We start from the raw sequence: 17730 nt of genomic DNA, 5'->3' as shown, positions 1-17730 counted from the left end.
GGGGCCACCCAAGGGGTTTGGACGGTGCACGCCACGCTGTCCACCAGGGGCCGGGAGGCCGAGCCCATGTCGGCTCGGCCTCCCGGCCGCCCCGGCCGGCGCGGGATCAGCGACGACAGCGGTCCGCACCATCAGCACGAACTTCCCCTCCCTCAGGGAGAGTTCGGCCGTGCTCGCTTCAGCATACGGAACCGCGCGGGGCGCTCCGGAACCCACCGCCCTCTTGATGTGATCGCGTCAGTCACGTCATATTGGTCCGGACCAATTCCGACGTGCTGTCCCGGGAGGCCGAGTCGTGCGACGCGTTCCCGTCCCCGCTGCCCTGGCCCTCGGCGTGCTGCTGCTCGTCCCGTCCTGCGGCCGGGGCGGTACGGCGGACGGCGACGAGGGACGGCTGCCCGCCGCGCCGGCGGGCGTCACCGCGGCGGCGGGCAGCGCCACCAGCGTCCATGTGATGTGGAACGCGGTGGCCTCGGGCGACATCAGCGGCTACGAGGTGTACCGCGACGCCACGAAGGTCGAGGAGGTCCCCGGCTCCGAGCACATGGTGGACGTCACCCGGCTCAGGCCGTCGACGACGTACGTCTTCACCGTGCGGGCCCGGGACACCGAGGGGCGGCTCGGGCCGCGCAGCCGTGCGGTGCGGGCGCGGACACCCGCCGCCGTCGCGGCCGACACCTCGGCCCCCTCGCGGCCGGGCGAGACCCGGGGGCGGGCCGCCGGAAGCCGGGCGGTGCAGTTGTCGTGGGCCGCGTCGACGGACGACCGGGGCGTGACGTCGTACGACGTCTACCAGGGCGGTACGAAGGTCCACAGCGTGGGCGGGGGACAGACCGCGACCGTGGTGACGGGGCTGCGGCCGGGCACCCGCTACTCGTTCACGGTCCGGGCGCGAGACGCGGCGGACAACGTCTCCGCCGCCGGTGCCGCCGTCCGGCTCACCACCGCGCCGGGCACGGACGACGGGCGGGACACCGCGCCGACCGACTTCCGTGCGACGACCCGGCGCGCCGACGGGGCGTACCACCTCGACCTGTCGTGGGTGCCGCCCGAGGTGGACGGGGTGATCACCGAGTACCAGGTCCACCTCGACGGCCGTCCGGCCACCTCCCTCGTCTGGGGCGGGACCGCACCCCGGGGCAGGGCGACGTACAGCTTCTACGTCGGGCGGGAGGCCGGGGTGAGCCATCGGGTGCGGCTGCGCGCCCGGCTGCCGGACGGCACCTGGGGCGGCTTCTCGGCGGAGCGGACGGTCACGACCGGCGAGGGGCGCTGAGGGCCCGGGCATCCCCCGGGCGGCGGAATCAGTCACCTGTGCGGGTGCGGTCCGCATGCGGGACGGGCCGGGGGCGCGTTGGCTGCCCATGAGGCAGCACGGGCGTTCCCCGACCTCGGCGGCGCAAGGGATGTACCGCCAACCGTGCCGCCGGAGGGCAGTCCCATGCGTACTTCTCAGCCTCTGCTCGGGGCGGCCGTGGCGGCCGCCGCGCTGCCGCTGGCCCTGGTCGCCGGACCGGCCGCCGCGCAGTCCGGGATCTCGGTGAGCACCCGCGGCTCCACGGTCTCGGTGACGACCAGCGCCTGCACCCTGATGAACGGCAGGTGGGGCACCGCCTCGCTGCTCACCAGCGGCCAGGCGACCTTCGCCCAGGGCCGCCAGGTGCAGTTGTCCGGCACGACCGCCCTGCAGAGCTCGGTCTGGTCGAACGTCAGCCCGGGCACGTACACGGTGGTCGTCATGTGTTCCAACGGCAACACCGCCGGCACCCAGTCCGTCATCGTCTCCTCCGGGTCCACGCCGACCATCTCGGCGACGACCACGGCCTCACCCACACGAGGCGTGGTCGGCGGTGTCGGCGGCGCCAGCCGGGACTACGGCACGCTGACCCTGGTGGGGGGCGGGGCGCTGGTGGGGACCGGGGTGATCGCCACGGTCTGGTTCCTGCGCCGCCGCTCGAAGCCGTACCGGCTCTGAGCCCGTCCAGCAGCACTGTGCCCGCTACTGCCCCTGTTCCGCGGGCAGTTCGGCGAACTCCGCCAGGGCGTGCTCCAGCCAGCCCGTCCAGAAGGTCTCCAGGTCGATGCCGGCCCGCAGCACCAGATGCTGGAGTCGGTCCTGGGGGCTGTCCTTGTCCGGCGGGAAGTCGCGCCGCTCGATCTCCTCGTACTCCGCCAATTGCCGCCGGTGCAGGTCGAGATGGCGGCGCAGATCGGCGACGATGCCCTCGGTGCCGACCACGGCCGCGGCGCGCAGCCGCAGCAGCAGCGGGTCGCGGTGCGGCCTGGGGTCCTGTGCGGCGGCGGTCCAGCGGGCCAGTTCGGCGCGACCCGCGGGCAGCACCTCGTAGCTCTTCTTCTGCCCGCGCACCGGCTGCTCGGCCGGCAGGGCCCGGATCAGCCCCTCGGCCTCCAGTTTTCCCAGCTCGCGATAGATCTGCTGATGCGTCGCCGACCAGAAGTAGCCGATCGACCGGTCGAAGCGGCGGGTCAGCTCCAGCCCCGAGGACGGCTTTTCGAGCAGGGCGGTGAGGATCGCGTGCGGGAGTGACATGGCGCCATCCTAGGGACGGCCCCTTGACGTCAGAGGGCGGCCGCCAGTTCGGTGCCCTGCTTGATGGCGCGCTTGGCGTCCAGTTCGGCGGCCACGTCGGCACCGCCGATGAGGTGCACGCTGCGGCCCGCGGCGAGCAGTTCCTCGTACAGATCCCGGCGCGGCTCCTGCCCGGTGCACAGCACGATGGTGTCGACCTCCAGGACCGTGCTGGTGTCGCCGACGGTGACGTGCAGTCCGGCGTCGTCGATGCGGTCGTAGCGCACGCCCGGGACCATGGTGACGCCGCGGTGCTTCAGCTCGGTGCGGTGGATCCAGCCGGTGGTCTTGCCGAGGCCCGCGCCGACCTTGCTGGTCTTGCGCTGGAGCAGGTGCACGGTGCGCGGCGGGGCGGGCCGCTCGGGGGCGGCGAGTCCGCCGGGGCCTTCGTAGGTCATGTCGACGCCCCAGTGGCGGAAGTACGTCGCCGGGTCCTCGTGCGCCTTGTCGCCGCCGTCGGTGAGGTACTCGGCGACGTCGAAGCCGATGCCGCCGGCGCCGAGGATGGCGACGCGGTCACCGACGGGGGCGCCGTCGCGCAGGACGTCGAGGTAGCCGAGGACCTTCGGGTGGTCGACGCCGGGGATGTCCGGGGTGCGCGGGGTGACGCCGGTGGCGACGACGACCTCGTCGTAGCCGGACACGTCGGCGGAGGTCACGCGCGTGTTGAGGCGTACGTCGACGCCGTGCGCGTCGAGCTGGTGGCGGAAGTAGCGCAGCGTCTCGTCGAACTCCTGTTTGCCGGGAACCCTGCGGGCGACGTTGAGCTGCCCGCCGATCTCGCTCGCGGCGTCGAACAACGTGACCTGGTGGCCGCGTTCGGCGGCGCTCACGGCACACGCGAGACCTGCCGGGCCCGCGCCGACGACCGCGACCCGCTTACGCAGCCGCGTCGGGGAGAGCACCAGCTCGGTCTCGTGGCAGGCGCGCGGGTTGACCAGGCAGGAGGTGATCTGCCCGCTGAAGGTGTGGTCGAGGCAGGCCTGGTTGCAGCCGATGCAGGTGTTGATCGCTTCCGGCTTGCCCGCGGCGGCCTTGGCGACGAAGTCGGGATCGGCGAGCATCGGGCGGGCCATCGACACCATGTCCGCGCAGCCGTCCGCCAGCAACTCCTCGGCCAGCTCGGGGGTGTTGATGCGGTTGGTGGTGACGAGCGGGATCGACACCTCACCCATGAGCCGCTTGGTGACCCAGGTGTAGGCGCCGCGCGGCACGGAGGTGGCGATGGTGGGGATACGGGCCTCGTGCCAGCCGATGCCGGTGTTGATGAGGGTCGCCCCGGCGGCCTCGACCGCCTTGGCGAGCGTGATCACCTCGTCGAGGGTGGAGCCGCCGGGCACGAGGTCCAGCATCGACAGCCGGTAGATGACGATGAAGTCCTCACCGACCGCCGCACGCACGCGCCGGACGATCTCGACCGGGAAGCGCATGCGGTTCTCGTAGGAGCCGCCCCAGCGGTCGGTGCGGTGGTTGGTCTGCGCGGCGATGAACTCGTTGATCAGATAGCCCTCGGAGCCCATGATCTCCACGCCGTCGTACCCGGCCCGGCGGGCGAGGCGGGCGGCGCGGGCGTAGTCGTCGATGGTCCGCTCGACCTCGGCGTCCGTGAGCTCCCGGGGCGGGAAGGGGCTGATCGGGGCCTGAAGGGGGCTGGGGGCGACCAGGTCCTGGTGGTAGGCGTACCGGCCGAAGTGCAGGATCTGCATCGCGATCCTGCCGCCCTCGCGGTGCACCGCCTCGGTGATCTGCCGGTGCTGTGCGGCCTCCGCCTCGGCGGTGAGCTTGGCGCCGCCCTCGTACGGCCGCCCCTCGTCGTTGGGCGCGATGCCGCCGGTGACGATCAGGCCCACTCCCCCGCGCGCCCGGGCGGCGTAGAACTCCGCCATGCGTGCGAAGCCACGCTCGGCCTCCTCCAGGCCGACGTGCATGGAGCCCATCAGGACCCGGTTGGGCAGGGTGGTGAAGCCCAGGTCGAGCGGGCTCAGCAGGTGCGGGTAACGGCTCATGGCCCCTCCGTGCGCGGTGACGTCCCTCTGTTGTAGAGGACCGCGCACGGTTTATGCAACTAGTTGCACAACGGGCCGGTCAGCGGCTCTCCAGCCGTACGTGCAGCTCTCGCTCCTGGTCACCGGAGGCCGTGGCGAGGTCGTGCACCCTGAACAGGTCGTGCAGGGTGGTGCGGAAGCGGTCGATCGCCCAGTAGCCGCCGTGTGCGTCGGCCTCGACGGAGGCCGAGAGCCGGGGGTTGGTGGTGTGCGGGCCCGTGTGCGGTGCGGAGACCTCGAAGGTGCCCAGCCACACCGTCGGCCGGACCTCGTGCCAGTCGCGCGGTACGTCGTCGGAGCACCGGTCCGAGTCGAAGTACTCGCACAGGGTGTCGAACACGATCCGGGCGTCCTCCTTGCTGCATCCGCTGATCTCCACGGAGACGGATTCCGGGTGCGGTCGCTCACTGTCCATCGTGGTGACTCCTCTCGTGGCCGCGCTGCGGTACGGCAGCGGATTCCCGCACGGCGCCGTGCCGCACTCCCAGAAAACCACCACATTCCGGGATGTACAGCCCCGAGAGGAGCACCGGCTCAGCTTCTTGTGAACCGGCTCAGCTTCTTGTGAAGCGGTACGTCTTGCTGTCGGTCAGGATGCAGAAGCCGGGCGACAGGACGATCACGCGCAGGGTGCCGGTGCGGCGGTCGTAGTCGATGCCCTCCGCCTCGTAGGTGCCGGAGCAGCCGCTGCGCAGCGGGAGCTGCCGCAGGGCCGTGACGTGGCCGGACACGTCGGAGGCGCCGTTGGGCGGGGCGGACAGGTCGACCTGGAGCAGCGGCTTGGCGATGCCGAAGAGCGTGCCGGCCGGGTCGTCGGAGGAGCACAGCAGGGTGGTCGGGCCGGTGAAGTCGCAGCCCTGTACGTCGCGGACGGCGTGGTCGAGGTGGACGGTGGCGACCTGCGGGAGGTTGGCCGAGGGCGAGGTGCTCGGGTTGGCTCCCGGCGTCGGGAAGACGAGCAGGCGGTTCATGGTGCCGTACTCGCCCGCGAGCATCCACTGGCCGTCGGGGGAGATCGCGACCCAGGAGTTGTTCAGGGCCTCTCCCGCGCCGAGCGTGTGGACGTACTCCGACCAGGTGCCGCCGGGCGACTGCACCCGGAACATCTTGGTGCTGCCCGAGTCCCGCTGGTACGGCTCGATGTAGTGGCCGTCGTAGGAGGCGTCGGGGTCGCCGACGTGGTTCCAGCCGCGGCTGCTGACGGAGGAGGGGATGGTGCCGACGCCGGTGTACCGGTTGGGGCTGCCGGCCGGGACCTCGACCGAGGTCAGGCCCTGGCTCTCGGTGAGCGGATCGGCCCGGTCGGAGCCGACCTCGGCCCAGGTGTCGGCGGCGGTGGCGGAGGGGGCGGCCAGCAGGGTGAGGGCGCAGGCGGCGAGGGCGGCCGGCAGGGTGCGACCACGTTGCCGCAGGCGGCGTGAGGGCATAGGGGCTCCTCGGTCGGGGGGTGGGTGCGCTTGGCGGAAGAGTGTGGCGAGAGGAGATGGTCATGTACAGACCAACGGCGGAACGGGAGTTGTCGTACAGGCGACCGCTGCTCCCGAGCCCCCACCCGCCCGATCGGCCGCTCGGCACCTTTCCGACCCCTCCCCGGCCCTCACCGGGCTCCCCTCGGATGGGCCACGGCCACCCCACCCCATCGCCAGACACCCCCAGTCATGTTGAGGGATGGTGGAGTAGGGCGGTCGTGGCGTAAGAGAGATGGTTGAGCGCGAAACGCAAGGGGAGTCGGCACGAGGACGACGTGCCGTGTGGAAGGCGAAGGCGGTGCGTGGGATGGGTGCAACCGGGCCACCGGTGGCCGACGGGACCGAGCCGGGCAGCGGGACAGCCCGGCCCAGCGGCCTGCTCGACGTGCTGGGCGTGGCCTCGGTGGTGCTGGACGCCAACGGCCGCATCGTCCTGTGGAGCCCGCAGGCCGAGGAGCTGTTCGGCTACTCGGCGTCCGAGGCGCTGGGCCGTTACGCCGCCCGGGTGATGGTGCACGAGGAGCACTTCGACCTGGTCAAGAAGCTGTTCGCCGACGTCATGGCCACCGGCCGGGGCTGGGCGGGTGCCTTCCCGGTGCTCCGCAAGGACGGCACCACGCGCCTGGTGGAGTTCCGCAACATGCGGCTGATGGACGACCGGGGCGACGTCTACGCCCTGGGCCTCGCCGCCGACCAGCCGACCGTGCGCCGGCTGGAGCAGGACGTCGCGCTGTCCACGCGGGTGATCGCACAGTCACCGATCGGGCTGGCCGTCCTGGACACCCGGCTGCGCTACGTGTCCGTGAACGCGGCGCTGGAGCGGATGCACGGCGTCCCGGCCGAGGAACACATCGGCCGGACCATCGGCGATGTGCTGCCGATGCTGGAGCTGGCGCCCCTGGAGGCCGCGCTGCAGCACGTCCTGGACACCGGGCAGCCGCTGATCGACCACCCCGCCGCCGGCCGGACCCCCGCCGACCCGCACGAGGACCACGCCTGGTCGGTCTCGCTGTACCGGCTGGAGGACGCCCGCGGCACGGTACTGGGCGTCGCCCTGTCGGTCCTGGACGTCACGGAGCAGCACCGGGCGGCCGTCGAGACGGAGGCCGCGCGGCGGCGGCTGGCGCTGATCGCGGACGCGTCGGCCCGCATCGGCACCACACTGGACCTGGACCGCACCGCCAGCGAACTGGCCGACGTCACGGTGCCGGAGCTGGCGGACGTGGCCGCCGTGGACCTGCTGGACTCGGTGGTGGGCGGCCGCCGCAGCAGCTCCGACCCGTCCCAGCCGACGGTGATCCGGGCCCTGGCCGTACGGGCGGACGACGCGCCGGAGGCCCTGCGGGCGGCCGACACGCCGGGACAGGTGGCCCGCTACGGCCCCGACCGTCTGGTCACCGAGTGTGTGCGCACCGGTCGGCCCGTGATGGTTCCGCAGGTCAAGGACGAGGACCTGCCGCGCATCGCCCGCTCCCCGGAGGCGGCCGCTCTGCTGGCCCGCGCGGGCGTCCACTCGTATCTCGCCGTGCCGCTCATCGCGCGCGGCGAGGTGCTCGGCGCCCTCGACCTCAAACGCATCCACAACCCGCTGCCGTTCGGCGAGGACGACCTCCTGCTCGCCCGTGAACTGGCCTCCCGTGCGGCGGTGCAGATCGACAACGCCCGCTGGTACCAGAACGCCCGCGACACCGCCCTGACCCTCCAGCGCAGCCTGCTGCCCAGCCATCCGTCCGTCACGGGCGGCCTCGAAGTCGCCTCCCGCTACCAGCCGGCCGGCGCCGCCACCGAGGTCGGCGGCGACTGGTTCGACGTCATTCCCCTGGACGGCGGCAAGACCGCGCTCGTCGTGGGCGATGTGATGGGCAGCGGCATCACCGCCGCGGCGACCATGGGCCGGCTGCGCACCGCCACCAACACCCTGGCGTCCCTCGACCTCGACCCCGCGGTGCTCCTCGAACACCTCGACCGGATCACCGAGGGTCTGGACCACTCGATCGCCACCTGCCTGTACGCCATTCACGACCCCCGACAGCGGTGCTGCCGGATCGCCAACGCGGGCCATCTGCCGCCCGTGCACGTCCGCCGCGACGGGACGCGGGCGCTGCTCGACCTGCCGACCGGCGCGCCACTGGGCGTGGGCGGCGTCGAGTTCACCACCACCGTCTTCGACCTCGCCCCCGGCGACGAACTCGTCCTCTACACCGACGGCCTGGTGGAGACCCGGAGTCACTCCCTCGACGAACGCCTGGACACCCTGCTGGACCTCCTCGACGACCCGGCCCGCCCCCTGGAAGACGTCTGCGACCTCCTCGTCCGCACCCTGCACCACCCCGACAACCACGACGACGTGGCCGTCCTCATCGCCCGCGCCCAGACGGGAGACTGACCCGGGCTCAGCGGGTGCCGATCACCACATGGGCGTACAGCTCCTCCGACACCGCCAGACGGGTCGTCAGACCGGCCCGGACGAAGGCGTCGACGGCCTGAGGCGCCTGGCGTTCGCTGGTCTCGGTCAGCAGGCAGCCGCCGGGCGCGAGCCACTCGGCCGCCCCGGCGGCGACCCGGCGCAGCACGTCCAGTCCGTCGGCGCCGCCGTCGAGGGCAGCCGGTGGTTCGTGGTCACGTGCCTCGGCGGGCAGGAGGCCGACCTCGGCGGTGGGGACATAGGGGACGTTCGCGGCGAGGATGTCGACGCGGCCCCGCAGTTCGCCGGGGAGCGCCGCGTACAGGTCGCCTTCGTGGACCCGGCCGCCGTGTCCGGCGACATTGCGCCGGGCGCAGTCCACCGCGGCCGGATCGATGTCGGCGGCGTGCAGTTCGACCCGGCCCAGGGCCGCGGCCAGGGCGGCTCCCACCGCGCCGGAGCCGCAGCACAGGTCGACGACGACCGAGGCTTCGGGGGCGGCGGCGAGGGCCTGTTCGACCAGGAACTCGGTGCGGCGGCGGGGGACGAAGACGCCGGGTTCGACGGTGATGCGCAGCCCCCTGAACTCGGCCCAGCCGACGACGAGTTCAAGGGGCAGCCCGCCGGTGCGGCGGGCCACCATGGCGGCGAGTTCGTCCGGGGTGCGGGCGGCGCCGAGGAGCAGTTCCGCCTCGTCCTCGGCGAAGACACAGCCCGCGGTACGCAGCGCGGCGACCACGGAGGAACGGGAGGGAGAAAGCGGTACGGGCATGCAGGTGAGAGCCTTCCGGAAGCCGAAGGGCGCTCTCTCGGTCGCCTACTGCCGGTGATCCGAGCCGACCTGAGGGGAGAGCACCCGACCTGACACAGCGGTAATGGGTCTCACCTCCTCGGTCGCACACGGCTGGGACCGCCCTCAGCCGGACGGTCACCCTACCTCACGGGTCGGACGGCGACCGTCTCCGGGGCATGTCCTCGTACCACGTACGGGAGGTACGCGTACGCACTGATCTGCCACGCTCACCGAGATCCGCCGCGAGACGCCGCGCGCGGTCACCTTCCGGTTCGCGGTGCCCCGGCTGGGCGGGGCACCTGCCCGGCTGGCGCCTGATGCCCCGGCTGACCGCCGCCGACGGCCCGCCTCCCGGCCGCTCCGTCCCTGTCATCGGTCCGTCCCGGTGAACGAAGTCCGCCGGACGGGGTACCAGATTCATGTGGACTCGCACGCGTACGTGGGCCCAGGGGCACCGGTACGGCTCCCCGGCTCCGGTGACGGCGAGGAGGCGGACATGCGAACCCGGGTGCGCGGCTGGCGTTGGCGGCGCAATCCGCTGCGGCGCAGGTCGGACGTCGTCGAGGCGTGGACGGTGCTGGCCGTCGCCGTCCTGCTGTTCCTGGGCGCGCCGCTGGCCGGGGCGCTGGCGGGCTGGTGGGCCCACGGCGAGGCACGGCAGACCGCGGCGGCCCAGCGGGAGGACCGGCGGCACGTCCGTGCCGAGGTCGTCGGCAGGACCCCCGACACGCTGCCCGCGGTGCAGGGCGGCCGGGAGTACTCGTACCGCGCGACCGTGCGCTGGACGGAGCCCGGCGAGGGTCCCCGGGAGGGCACGGCGCGGGTCCCGGCGGGGACGCGGCCCGGGCAGACGGTCGACGTGTGGTTCGACGGGCGGGGCCGCAGCGTGCCGCCGCCCCCGAGCGCCGCGACGGTCTGGCAGCACAGCCTGACCATGGGCGTCTGCGCCACGGGCGGCACGGTCGCCGTGGTGCTGCTCGGCCAGGCGGCCGTCCGCCGGGTGGCGAACCGGCACCGGATGGCGGAGTGGGAGCGCGCGTGGGCGCGTACGGAACCGCAGTGGACCCGTCGGCGGGCCTGATGCGGGGGCGCCGGAGGCGGATCCGGCGTGTGATCCGTCGTGGACCTGGATCGGCGTCGGCCGGTGTATCTGGCGAGTGGTCCGACCACCCGCGTACGGTGTGATCACCAACGTCGTCTGCAGCTGAAGGCGGTCCTACATGGCCCTGTTCGACCTCCCCCTCGACGAGCTCCGCGCGTACCGGAGCTCCTCCGCCGAACCCGAGGACTTCGACGCCTTCTGGTCCAAGACCCTCCAGGAGGCCCGCGAGCACGACCTGGACGTCCGGTTCGAGCCGGTCGACACGGGGCTGACCACCGTGCAGGTGTTTGACGTGACGTTCGCCGGGTACGGCGGTCACCCGGTGAAGGGCTGGCTGACGCTGCCCGCCGCCGCCGAGGAACCGGTGCCGCTGGTCGTCGAGTTCATCGGCTACGGGGGCGGGCGCGGGCTGCCGCACGAGCATCTGCTGTGGGCGTCCACGGGTCGCGCGCACTTCGTGATGGACACCCGCGGCCAGGGCAGCGCCTGGGGCGCCGGCGGCGGCACCCCTGACCCGGTCGGCGGTGCTCCGGCGTACCCCGGTTTCATGACCCGCGGCATCGACGCGCCCGAGAACTACTACTACCGCCGGGTGTTCACGGACGCGGTCCGCGCCGTCGAGGCGGCCCGCTCGCATCCGCTCACCGACCCGGCCCGGACCGTAGCGCTCGGCGCCAGCCAGGGCGGCGGTATCGCCATCGCCGTCGGCGGCCTGGTCCCGGACCTGGTGGCGGTCGCGCCCGACGTGCCGTTCCTGTGCGACTACCCGCGTGCGGCGACCCTGACGGACCGTCACCCGTACCGGGAGATCGGCCTCTACCTCAAGACGCACCGCGGCCGCAGCGAGGACGCGCTGCGCACGCTCTCCTACTTCGACGGCGTGCACTTCGCCGCCCGCGGCAGCGCCCCCGCCCTGTTCTCGGCGGCGCTGGAGGACCAGACGTGCCCGCCGTCCACGGTGTTCGCCGCGTTCAACGCCTGGGCGCACGAGGAGAAGGCGATCGAGGTGTACGACTTCAACGACCACGAGGGCGGCGGCCCGTTCCAGGAGGTCGCCAGGATGCGCTGGCTGCGGTCGTACGCCTGAGCGGTCCGTGGAAAGGTCTGTCATGGAGACACGCGAGGCCGCCGAGCGGTTCGTCCGCGGGTGGGAGCGCGGCTGGGCCGCGCACGATGTGGACGCGCTGCTCGCGCTGTACGCCGAGGAGTGCGTCCACCGCTCCATGCCGTTCCGTGAACCGCACCGCGGGCGCGGTGAACTCGCCGCGTATCTGCGCTGGTCGTTCGCCGACGAGCGGGTGACCGACGTGCGCTTCTCGCCGCCGGTGGTGGGTCGGGACGGGGTGGCGGTGGCCGAGTTCCGGGTGCTGTCCGAGGAGGGCGGTAAGCCCGCCACCCTGGCGGGGTGCGTCTTCGTACGGTTCGACGCCGCCGGGCTGGCGGTCGAGACGCGGGACTACTGGCACAGCGTCGACGGCCACCAGGAGCCGACGGGGGCGCTGTTCTTCGGCCGACCTTCCCGCTGACCTTCCCGCTGACCTTCCGCGCCGTCCGACCAGTCGGTACGTTCATGAAGCCCGGTCCGCAGGGTCGCGGACCGGGCTTCCTACGGACGACGGAGGGTGCATGTCCGAGCGCGAGCCACAGATCCACGGCCACTGCGACGCCCGTTTCGCGGCGGTGCGTGCGGCGTTCCAGGAGAACTTCCGGGAGCGCCAGGAGCTGGGCGCGGCCGTCACCGTCGTGGTCGACGGCGTGACAGTCGTGGACCTGTGGGGCGGTTGGGCCGACCCGGCCCGTACCCGGCCGTGGGAGCGCGACACGCTGGTCAACGTGTGGTCGACGTCCAAGGGGCCGGTGGCGCTGTGCGCGCACATTCTCGCCGACCGCGGCCTGCTGGATCTCGACGCGCCGGTGGCCACGTACTGGCCGGAGTTCGCCGCGGCGGGCAAGGAGAGCGTCCTCGTACGGCATCTCCTCTCGCACCGCGCCGGTCTTTCCGGACTGCGCGAACCGCACTCGTTCGCCGACCTGTGCGACTGGGAGGTGACGACTCGTCGGCTCGCGGCAATGGAGCCCTGGTGGGAGCCGGGGACGCGGTCGGGATACCACGCGCTGACGTACGGCCACCTGGTCGGCGAGGTCGTCCGGCGGGTCTCGGGGCTGCTGCCCGGCGCGTTCCTGGAGCGGGAGGTGACCGGGCCGCTCGGCGTCGACTTCACCATCGGGCTGCCGGAGAAGGACGCCGTGCGGGCTGCGGAGCTGACGCACCGAAGGGTCTCGCCGAGCACCGAACAGGCGGCGATCTTCAGCCAGTTGGCGCCCGCCGCGGTCGCCGCGCTGACCAACCCCGCGGTGGGCGCGGCCGAGGCCAACACGCCCGAGTGGCGAGCCGCCGAGATCCCCGCCGCGAACGGTCACGGCACCGCGCGGGCGGTGGCCGCCCTGTACGGGATCCTCGCGGGCCGGGGATCGTACGGCGGCCGGCGGGTCCTCTCCCCGGAGGCGGCCGAGCGGGTGCGTGCGGGCCAGGGCAGCCGCCGGGATCTGGTGCTGGGCGTCGGCCTCGGCAGGGACACGGAGGCCGGCCTCGGCCTGTGGCTCAGCGGGCCGCACGGCTCGTACGGGCCCAACCCCCGCGCCTTCGGGCACGACGGGTTCGGCGGATCGTGCGGGCTCGCCGACCCGGAGGCGGGCGTGTCGCTCGGGTATGTGATGAACCGCATGGGGCCGCACATCGCCGACGATCCACGGAAGATGGCGTTGGTGAACGCCCTGTACGGCGCCCTGTGACGGCCTGCGCGCCCTCCTCGGGCGGGTTCCCGCCCCAGTCTGTTTCGGCCGAACCGCCGGGCCGGTCTTCCCCGCTGGTTTAGACCAATGCTAGATCTGGTGGCGCAATGAGCCCGCACGGCTACGGCATGTCACCAACAGGAGGGCGCGGCATGGCCCGCACCACCCCGCACGACCGCCCGCACACCGAAGAACGGCCCCTGTACTGGCGGATCGCGACGGAGCTGCTCGGCGAACTACGCGACGGCACGATCCCGCCCGGCGAACGGCTGCCGGGCGAGCGGCAGTTGGCCGAGCACTTCGGGGTCAGCAGGGAGACCGTACGGCAGGCGCTGGAGGTGTTGCGCCGGGACGGCCTGGTCGCCACCGACCGGCGCGGCAGCCACGCCACCCTGCCCGGCCCGCCGGTCGAGCACCTGACCTCGCTGGTCTTCCCGGTCGGCGCCCGGCGCGCCGCCGACCCGCGCGCCGTCGACCGGGCCACCGTCACCTGGGAGACACCCCCGCCCGAGCACGCGGCGGCCCTCGGGTTCGCTCCGCACCGGCCGACACTGATGCACCGCTACGAGTCCGCCTCCGCCGACGGCCGCGGCCTGCGCAGGGCCGTCACGTCCTTCTCGGCCGTGGCCCTGGCCGAGGTCGAGGAGCTGGCCCGCTACCGCGACCGCGCCGACGGCACCGCCTCGGCCCAGCTGCGCCGCGCCTACGACTGGATGCGCAAGGCAGGGCTGACCCTGCACCACCGCGACGCCATCACCCGCCTCCCCGACAGCCCCTCGGTCCGGGTGACGCGCCTGGTGCACGACCAGTACGAGCGGCCGCTGGAGGTCACCGACCTCGTCGTGGACGCCCAAGGGGACGCGCTGGTCTACGAGTTCACGCTCCCGGCGGCGGTCTGACCGGGGCCCGGGCCGGGCTGGGCCCGCCGCCGACCTCACCAAAAGGGCCTCGTCCAGCGCCGGGCGGGAGTAGGCGGACGACGTCCCTCCGGGCGCCCCGCTGAAATCATCCGGAGCTGAAGCGCCTACTGGAGGCGTCGGGCCACGACCATCCGCACTCGCGGGCTCCCGTCGCGCCGCTGCCCGAACTCGGGCAGCGGGTGCAGATCCACCCGGAACCCGGCGCCTTCCAGCTCCCTCAGGATGTCCCCGAACCGCACGGCCCGGTAGTACATGACGAACGGCGGCCGCCACACGGCGTTGCGCACCCGCATCACCAGGTCGAAGCCCAGCAGCATGCAGTACATCAGGGAGCCCGTCCGGGGCGGGGCCACGACCGGGAACGCGAAGCATCCGCCCGGCCGCAGCACGGAGTGCACCTGCGCGAACAGCCCCGGCAGCTCCCGCGGCAGGAAGTGCCCGAACGCCCCGAAGCTCACCGCCAGGTCGAACGCGGGGCGGAACGGCAGGGCCCGGGCATCGGCACGCACCCACGACACCCGGGGCGGGCCGGACGGGACACGCTCCCGCGCGACCGCGAGCATGCCCGCGCTGAAGTCGACCCCCGTGACGGTCCCCTCGCACACCTGCCGCAGCACGCCGACGCCCGCGCCGGTACCGCAGCACACGTCGAGCCCGTCCTGGAACGGCCCGATCCGGCGCAGGGCCGAGGTGACGGCGTCGAGCACCGAGTCGGGCGTGCGGAAGGGGGTGTGGTCGAACTTGGGGGCGAGCAGGTCGTAGCCCCGCTCGACCGACGACAGCGCCTGGACGGCGAGTTCACGCAGGCTGGGGCCTTGGGGACGGAACATCGACTTCAGCTTAGTCCCGCCTGGACAGCAGGAGCGGCGTGGCGAGGATCAGCAGCCCGGCGAGCGCGATCGCGGTGCGCGGGCTGGTGACGGTGGCCAGCACGCCCCACAGGGCGGTCAGGGCCGCGATGGTGAGCTTCGTCGAGACGGACCAGGCGGACAGGGTGCGCACGACCCGGTCCGCCGGGGTCCGCTCCAGCCGGCGGGTGGCGAGCACCGGGTTGTACACGCCCATGCAGGTGATCAGCCCGAACTCGACCACCCATACGAGCAGCAGCCCGGTCAGGCCGGGGTGGACGAAGGCCAGCCCGACCGGCCAGCACGCGCGCAGTGTCCCCACCGTGAGCAGGATCTTGCGCTGCCCGAACCGTGCGACGAGCCGTGGGGCCAGCCGGGAGCCGATCAGCCCGCCGATGCAGGGCACCGCGAACGCGAGGGCGTACTGCCAGGGCGGGAACCCGAGCGGACCGAGCATCAGGACGGCGAGCGGTGGCTGGGCCGCCATGATCAGGCCGTTGACCAGGACCGTGTTGCAGAACAGCGGGCGCAGCACCGGGTCGGTGAGGATGTGCCGCCAGCCGTCGAGCAGGTCGGCGGCCCGCAGCCGGGACGACGCCTGATTCCGCGCCGCCGGGCGCGGCTCGCCGGCGCCCATCGCGCGGATCCCCACCGCCGAGAGCAGAAAACTGACCGCGTTGGCCGCCACGGTCACGACCGGGCCGAACGTCCCGACGGCGAACCCGCCGAGGGGTGGACCGAGCACGGTGGCGGACCACATCGTGGCCTCGAACCGCCCGTTGGCGACGACTAGATCCCCGGGCGGCACCAGCGCCTTCAGGCAGGCCCCGCTCGCCGCGGTGAAGGTGATGTCCGCCGCCGCGACGACCACCGACACCACCAGGAGCTGGGCCAGGCTCAGCTCACCGAGCAGAAAGGCCGCGGGTACGGTCATCAGTGCCGCGAACCGGACCAGGTCCATCGCGATCATCACCGGCCGCTTGCGGCGGAACTCCATCCACGGCCCGAGCGGCACCGCGACCACGGCTCCCACCACCAGCCCGGCCGCGGCCAGCGCCGACACCTCGCCCGGCCCGGCGTGCAGCACCAGAACGGCGATCAGGGGAAACGCGTCGAAGGCGAGCCAGGTGCCCATCGTGCTGACCGCGTAGGCGCCCCACAGCCACCCGAACCGCCGCCCCAGCGACCGCCCCTCCCCCATCCCCGGCACACCCTCCACGGCCCACGTTGATCCACCCCATCCAACCGGGGTACGGCCGCCGCCCGCGAGCCGGTGAGACGTATGTCACAGCGGCAGTCGCAGGTGAGGGGGTACAGTGCGGAGAGCACTTGTGTACGCCCCGTTGTGGCGCCGGTGCCAGTTCCTTCCTCAGCCCGCGAGACACCCGCCGTTTTCTGGATGGCTGGTACAGCGGCTTCTCCCAGCACCACCTCACCACGTGCCTTCAGGCCGTCGCCGAGGTGCTGTTCCCGCCGCCCGGAGGCACGTACGTACGCCTCGTCTGCGGCACTTCCCCCTTCCCTTCCTCTCCTCCCGCTCGCCTGCGCAGCAGGCCTCCGAGTCCGTGAAAGGACCGACCACCATGACCACCACACTCGAACGCCCTCCCCTTCAGCAGCAGGCCCCGGCCACCCAGGCCGTCACCGGTGTCCTCGACATCGACGCGGGCGGCAAGGGACACCTGCGCGGCCTCGACTGCCTGCCCTCGCCCGCCGATCCGCAGCTCCCGGCCGCGCTGATCCGCCGGTACGGGCTGCGCAAGGGCGACCTCGTCGAAGCCGTGCGCGGCCCGCAGCGCGCCCTCACCGAGGTCGAGCACATCAACGGCCACGCTCCCGGACAGCTCCGGGGCCGCCGTCACTTCCATGACCTCACGCCCCTTCACCCCGGCGAGCGGCTCCGCCTCGAACACCCGGCGGCCGGGCTCACCGGACGCGTCGCCGACCTGATCTCCCCGGTCGGCAAGGGGCAGCGCGGGCTGATCGTGGCCCCGCCCAAGACCGGCAAGACCGTCCTGATCCAGCAGATCGCGGCCGCCGTCGCCGGCAACCACCCCGAGTGCCGGCTGATGGTCGTGCTGCTCGACGAGCGCCCCGAGGAGGTCACCGACATGCGGCGCTCGGTGCGCGGCGAGGTGTACGCCTCGACCTTCGACCGGACGCCCATGCAGCACATCGCGCTCGCCGAGCTGGTGATCGAGCGGGCCAAGCGGCTCGTCGAGGCCGGTGAGGACGTGGTGATCCTGCTCGACTCGCTGACCCGGCTGTGCCGGGCGCACAACAACGCCGCGGCCTCCGGCGGCCGTACTCTCTCCGGCGGTGTGGACGCGGCCGCGCTGCACGGGCCCAAGCGGTTCTTCGGAGCCGCGCGGCTGGCCGAGGAGGGCGGTTCGCTGACCATCCTGGCCACCGCCCTGGTCGAGACCGGCTCCCGGGCCGACGACTTCTTCTTCGAGGAGCTCAAGAGCACCGGCAACATGGAGCTCCGGCTGAGCCGCGAACTCGCCTCCCGCCGCGTCTTCCCGGCCGTCGACATCACCGGCTCCGGCACCCGCCGCGAGGAACTGCTGCTGTCCCCGGCCGAGTTGACCGCCGTACGGGGACTGCGGCGGGCGCTGCAGACCCGGGACGGCGAGGCCGGTCTGGAGACGCTGCTGGAGCGGATGCGGCAGACCCCCGACAACGCCACGTTCCTGCGCCGGATCCAGCCGACGCTGCCGGCGGGCTGAGCCAGGGGCACGCGGCGGTTCGTGAAAACGCGACACA

General features: G+C 73.0%; 16 protein-coding genes and 1 pseudogene. 10 read left to right on the top strand and 7 right to left on the bottom strand.

Going from position 1 to position 17730, the window contains the following annotated elements; all coding sequences use genetic code 11:
- Positions 1-295: 295 nt before the first annotated feature.
- Complete coding sequence (locus HJD23_RS40620) at positions 296-1276, top strand: fibronectin type III domain-containing protein (protein ID WP_171117209.1); 981 nt, start codon at positions 296-298, stop codon at positions 1274-1276.
- 165 nt (positions 1277-1441) lie between these two features.
- The gene (locus HJD23_RS40615; RefSeq protein ID WP_171117207.1) at positions 1442-1975 is read left to right on the top strand and encodes a hypothetical protein; all 534 of its coding nucleotides are present in this window, start codon (positions 1442-1444) and stop codon (positions 1973-1975) included.
- A gap of 24 nt (positions 1976-1999) precedes the next feature.
- On the opposite strand, the gene HJD23_RS40610 is transcribed toward HJD23_RS40615, so the two are convergent.
- The 4 genes from HJD23_RS40610 to HJD23_RS40595 form a co-directional block, all read right to left on the bottom strand.
- Positions 2000-2551 (bottom strand): PadR family transcriptional regulator, encoded by a 552-nt coding sequence (locus HJD23_RS40610; protein ID WP_171117205.1) that lies wholly within the window; start codon positions 2549-2551, stop codon positions 2000-2002.
- 29 nt (positions 2552-2580) lie between these two features.
- Positions 2581-4596, bottom strand: a complete 2016-nt coding sequence (locus tag HJD23_RS40605) for an NADPH-dependent 2,4-dienoyl-CoA reductase (protein WP_171117203.1) — start codon at positions 4594-4596, stop codon at positions 2581-2583.
- A gap of 79 nt (positions 4597-4675) precedes the next feature.
- Complete coding sequence (locus HJD23_RS40600; RefSeq protein WP_171117201.1) at positions 4676-5050, bottom strand: hypothetical protein; 375 nt, start codon at positions 5048-5050, stop codon at positions 4676-4678.
- A 139-nt stretch (positions 5051-5189) separates the two neighbouring features.
- Entirely contained in the window at positions 5190-6062 is an 873-nt protein-coding gene (locus tag HJD23_RS40595) for a hypothetical protein (RefSeq protein ID WP_171117199.1), read from the bottom strand.
- A 349-nt stretch (positions 6063-6411) separates the two neighbouring features.
- Here HJD23_RS40595 and HJD23_RS40590 point away from each other — a divergent pair, with 349 nt between their 5' ends.
- A complete protein-coding gene (locus HJD23_RS40590; protein ID WP_171117197.1) occupies positions 6412-8490 on the top strand; it encodes a SpoIIE family protein phosphatase in 2079 nt (692 codons plus the stop codon).
- A 7-nt stretch (positions 8491-8497) separates the two neighbouring features.
- Here the strand turns inward: HJD23_RS40590 and HJD23_RS40585 are convergent, their stop codons facing one another.
- Positions 8498-9280, bottom strand: coding sequence for a putative protein N(5)-glutamine methyltransferase (locus HJD23_RS40585; protein WP_171117195.1), 783 nt, complete (start codon positions 9278-9280; stop codon positions 8498-8500).
- A gap of 238 nt (positions 9281-9518) precedes the next feature.
- On the opposite strand from HJD23_RS40585, the pseudogene HJD23_RS44525 reads away from it, so the two are divergent.
- From HJD23_RS44525 to HJD23_RS40560, 6 genes and pseudogenes are all read left to right on the top strand, one after another.
- A pseudogene (locus HJD23_RS44525) lies at positions 9519-9645 on the top strand (oxidoreductase); the annotation flags it as partial.
- A 152-nt stretch (positions 9646-9797) separates the two neighbouring features.
- Positions 9798-10382: a hypothetical protein gene (locus HJD23_RS40580; protein ID WP_171117194.1), complete on the top strand. Its 585-nt coding sequence runs from the start codon at positions 9798-9800 to the stop codon at positions 10380-10382.
- A 139-nt stretch (positions 10383-10521) separates the two neighbouring features.
- Positions 10522-11490 carry an acetylxylan esterase gene (locus tag HJD23_RS40575; RefSeq protein ID WP_171117192.1) on the top strand — a complete coding sequence of 323 codons (969 nt, stop codon included), beginning with the start codon at positions 10522-10524 and terminating at the stop codon, positions 11488-11490.
- A gap of 22 nt (positions 11491-11512) precedes the next feature.
- Positions 11513-11929, top strand: a complete 417-nt coding sequence (locus tag HJD23_RS40570) for a nuclear transport factor 2 family protein (protein WP_171117190.1) — start codon at positions 11513-11515, stop codon at positions 11927-11929.
- A 100-nt stretch (positions 11930-12029) separates the two neighbouring features.
- Positions 12030-13196 carry a serine hydrolase domain-containing protein gene (locus HJD23_RS40565; RefSeq protein WP_171117188.1) on the top strand — a complete coding sequence of 389 codons (1167 nt, stop codon included), beginning with the start codon at positions 12030-12032 and terminating at the stop codon, positions 13194-13196.
- Positions 13197-13348: 152 nt separating this feature from the next.
- Positions 13349-14095, top strand: coding sequence for a GntR family transcriptional regulator (locus HJD23_RS40560; protein ID WP_171117186.1), 747 nt, complete (start codon positions 13349-13351; stop codon positions 14093-14095).
- A 125-nt stretch (positions 14096-14220) separates the two neighbouring features.
- Here the strand turns inward: HJD23_RS40560 and HJD23_RS40555 are convergent, their stop codons facing one another.
- Positions 14221-14946: a class I SAM-dependent methyltransferase gene (locus tag HJD23_RS40555; protein ID WP_171117184.1), complete on the bottom strand. Its 726-nt coding sequence runs from the start codon at positions 14944-14946 to the stop codon at positions 14221-14223.
- A gap of 10 nt (positions 14947-14956) precedes the next feature.
- The gene (locus HJD23_RS40550; protein ID WP_171117182.1) at positions 14957-16165 is read right to left on the bottom strand and encodes an MFS transporter; all 1209 of its coding nucleotides are present in this window, start codon (positions 16163-16165) and stop codon (positions 14957-14959) included.
- Positions 16166-16547: 382 nt separating this feature from the next.
- On the opposite strand from HJD23_RS40550, the gene rho reads away from it, so the two are divergent.
- Positions 16548-17693, top strand: a complete 1146-nt coding sequence (gene rho, locus HJD23_RS40545) for a transcription termination factor Rho (protein WP_171117180.1) — start codon at positions 16548-16550, stop codon at positions 17691-17693.
- Positions 17694-17730: the final 37 nt, after the last annotated feature.

The sequence above is a fragment of the Streptomyces sp. Z423-1 genome (assembly GCF_013009255.1).
In the GTDB taxonomy this organism is placed as follows: domain Bacteria; phylum Actinomycetota; class Actinomycetes; order Streptomycetales; family Streptomycetaceae; genus Streptomyces; species Streptomyces gossypiisoli.
Note: the sequence above shows the minus strand (reverse complement) of the source record. Positions and strands in the feature narration are given on the sequence as shown.

What these genes read in the sequence shown, in the direction of transcription:
- HJD23_RS40615 (WP_171117207.1), top strand. Translation starts at nt 1,442, where the DNA reads ATGCGTACTTCTCAGCCTCTGCTCGGGGCGGCCGTGGCGGCCGCCGCG.
- HJD23_RS40610 (WP_171117205.1), bottom strand. Translation starts at nt 2,551, where the DNA reads ATGTCACTCCCGCACGCGATCCTCACCGCCCTGCTCGAAAAGCCGTCC.
- HJD23_RS40605 (WP_171117203.1), bottom strand. Translation starts at nt 4,596, where the DNA reads ATGAGCCGTTACCCGCACCTGCTGAGCCCGCTCGACCTGGGCTTCACC.
- HJD23_RS40600 (WP_171117201.1), bottom strand. Translation starts at nt 5,050, where the DNA reads ATGGACAGTGAGCGACCGCACCCGGAATCCGTCTCCGTGGAGATCAGC.
- HJD23_RS40595 (WP_171117199.1), bottom strand. Translation starts at nt 6,062, where the DNA reads ATGCCCTCACGCCGCCTGCGGCAACGTGGTCGCACCCTGCCGGCCGCC.
- HJD23_RS40590 (WP_171117197.1), top strand. Translation starts at nt 6,412, where the DNA reads ATGGGTGCAACCGGGCCACCGGTGGCCGACGGGACCGAGCCGGGCAGC.
- HJD23_RS40585 (WP_171117195.1), bottom strand. Translation starts at nt 9,280, where the DNA reads ATGCCCGTACCGCTTTCTCCCTCCCGTTCCTCCGTGGTCGCCGCGCTG.
- HJD23_RS40580 (WP_171117194.1), top strand. Translation starts at nt 9,798, where the DNA reads ATGCGAACCCGGGTGCGCGGCTGGCGTTGGCGGCGCAATCCGCTGCGG.
- HJD23_RS40575 (WP_171117192.1), top strand. Translation starts at nt 10,522, where the DNA reads ATGGCCCTGTTCGACCTCCCCCTCGACGAGCTCCGCGCGTACCGGAGC.
- HJD23_RS40570 (WP_171117190.1), top strand. Translation starts at nt 11,513, where the DNA reads ATGGAGACACGCGAGGCCGCCGAGCGGTTCGTCCGCGGGTGGGAGCGC.
- HJD23_RS40565 (WP_171117188.1), top strand. Translation starts at nt 12,030, where the DNA reads ATGTCCGAGCGCGAGCCACAGATCCACGGCCACTGCGACGCCCGTTTC.
- HJD23_RS40560 (WP_171117186.1), top strand. Translation starts at nt 13,349, where the DNA reads ATGGCCCGCACCACCCCGCACGACCGCCCGCACACCGAAGAACGGCCC.
- HJD23_RS40555 (WP_171117184.1), bottom strand. Translation starts at nt 14,946, where the DNA reads ATGTTCCGTCCCCAAGGCCCCAGCCTGCGTGAACTCGCCGTCCAGGCG.
- HJD23_RS40550 (WP_171117182.1), bottom strand. Translation starts at nt 16,165, where the DNA reads ATGGGGGAGGGGCGGTCGCTGGGGCGGCGGTTCGGGTGGCTGTGGGGC.
- rho (WP_171117180.1), top strand. Translation starts at nt 16,548, where the DNA reads ATGACCACCACACTCGAACGCCCTCCCCTTCAGCAGCAGGCCCCGGCC.